Source organism: Herbaspirillum sp. B65 (genome assembly GCF_000333555.1).
Classification (GTDB): domain Bacteria; phylum Pseudomonadota; class Gammaproteobacteria; order Burkholderiales; family Burkholderiaceae_D; genus Herbaspirillum; species Herbaspirillum rubrisubalbicans.
On the sequence record NZ_BADI01001124.1, the window covers coordinates 1 to 2,035 of the forward strand.

Below are 2,035 nucleotides of genomic sequence, written 5' to 3' on the forward strand. Positions count from 1 at the left end.
GTTCGTAGTCGCTCGGCAATGCCAGGAACATTTTTCTGAAAATCTGCGATGTCTGCTGAAGACCAGAATTTTAAGGTTTTCCAGAAGACTTTTAGTTGGACCTTCGCGCCTTGTTTGTCTTCTTTCGGAGTAAGCGCAATCGAGCGAGCCATTAGTGTAGATAAGACCTCGGCGCTCATTCAGTGCTCTCCTTGGCGATTTCACAGTCCAGCGCATCTCCAAATTTTCCGGCGATGACTTTTGTTTTTCCATCAGTTGCGGTAATCCCATCGATGATTGCTCCTTGAGCATCGAAGATCCGGTAGGGGATACCTTCTAAAGGATTTCCCTCTTGATCCTCAAGAATGACGTGTTGGTCATAGTCGCAATCCTCTTGCTTGAGAGGCGTGTATACAGGTATCCACTCCCCATCTGGCCCAGGCTTAAAGCTGTCTGGAACGGCTTCACCGTTTGAGTTACCCACGCCGTCAATTTCGTTAAGTGTAGATTGCAGAGGGCATCCGGCACTCGTCTTCATTCCATGAATCACCTGCGCCCGGCCATTGGTAAGCGTAGACCGTGGAAAGCCGTGGGCAATGACGCAGTTCTTGCGGCAGGCAACGCGAGCACCCTGAAAGGCGTAAGCGCGGCCATGGCTGATGCATGTCTGATCGCCTTCGATGACCGTGCCGCCGCAAGCGGTTTTGTCACCGTAGCGAATCCATCCGATGATCTTCATGCGAGGCCCCCTAAGTAGGCGATTTGGCCCTGATACACCAGGCCGGCGATACCGACTTTGTTGGAGTACTCTCGATACAGATTGTCTTGGGACAGGCCTTTGAGACGCAACCTGTGAGGTTCTGCTTGGTCCATCATGTTCCTCTCGAATTTAGCGAATCGGGGACAAACCGGTCATCGGGAATAAACCCGACATGAGCTCATGGTTTGGGGTGGGCCGAGTCTATATTTCGCCAACTGAAAGCAACGTGCCTCTGCCGAATCAGTCTTCGTTTCTCGAAAAACATTGAGTTGCCGCCTGGTAGGTGCCGGCTTTTGTTGATGTTCGGGGAGGCGCTCATGACAAGGGCACAGGGACTGCGGGCGCTGCTTCATTCATCTATAGCAAAATGGCCGGAGGGTAAGTTGCTGCAAGGAAGAAACGTCTGATGAGCTACCACTATCACAGACCTTCATATTTTTCAAAAAAAATCCCTTGAAAACCAAAATCCCCATCCCTAGATCGGTACCAGCAGATGCTCGATGTTGAGGTCTGCGACGAAAACATCGCTTACTTATGAAAGGATATTTTTATGCGTACCTTCGATCTCTCCCCCCTGTACCGCACCGCTATCGGCTTCGATCGCCTGGCCCAGATGTTCGACAACGCCCAGCGCACCGATCAGCCCAGCTACCCGCCGTACAACATCGAACTGGTGGCCGAGGACAAGTACCGGATCACCATGGCCGTGGCCGGTTTCGCCCGTAGCGAAATCGACATCGAGACCGAAAACGAAACCCTCAAGATCACCGGCCGCAAGCAGAAGGAAGACAAGCAGGTCAACTTCCTGCACCGTGGCATCGCCGCCCGTGACTTCGAACAGCGCTTCCAGCTGGCCAATCACATCAAGGTGGTCGGCGCCAACCTGGAAAACGGCTTGCTCAACATCGAACTGGTCCGTGAAATCCCCGAAGCGCTCAAGCCGCGCAAGATCGAAATCGGTGCCGGCGACGACAGCAATGTCCAGCGCCTGGAACGCGCCGCCTGATTTTCGTCTGATTCCCTGATTCCCCCGGCCGCCCTTCTCATGGGGCGGCTTTTTTCGTCTGGCGTAACGGTTCTGATTGACGGCAGTTAACGCCTTGGTTACGTTACAGCTTCGGCAACAGCGTACAGTGACGGCGCACCACCTGGCACCTCTACTCGATCCCGGTCAGTGGACAAGCTGCTCAACAAAACTGGAACGAAGCCAACTGCGGCCTGTACCGGCAGCAGGCTTCGGCCACAGGGAAAACGCGTGAACGACCACCCATACCAGCCCATCATTCCCGAACCCTT

The 2,035-nt window shown here is 53.9% G+C and carries 2 protein-coding genes; one reads left to right on the plus strand and one right to left on the minus strand.

From position 1 onward, the window contains the following. Positions 1-175 precede the first annotated feature (175 nt). On the minus strand, positions 176-718 hold the full coding sequence (locus tag I5W_RS26630; RefSeq protein ID WP_044531523.1) for a PAAR domain-containing protein: 543 nt from the start codon (positions 716-718) through the stop codon (positions 176-178). Positions 719-1,289: 571 nt separating this feature from the next. Between I5W_RS26630 and I5W_RS26635 the strand changes: the two genes are divergently transcribed. Further along, positions 1,290-1,745, plus strand: coding sequence for an Hsp20 family protein (locus I5W_RS26635; RefSeq protein WP_017450718.1), 456 nt, complete (start codon positions 1,290-1,292; stop codon positions 1,743-1,745). Positions 1,746-2,035: the final 290 nt, after the last annotated feature.

Excerpts from the sequence above, each read along its gene's own strand:
- I5W_RS26630 (WP_044531523.1), bottom strand. The coding sequence starts at position 718 with ATGAAGATCATCGGATGGATTCGCTACGGTGACAAAACCGCTTGCGGC.
- I5W_RS26635 (WP_017450718.1), top strand. The coding sequence starts at position 1,290 with ATGCGTACCTTCGATCTCTCCCCCCTGTACCGCACCGCTATCGGCTTC.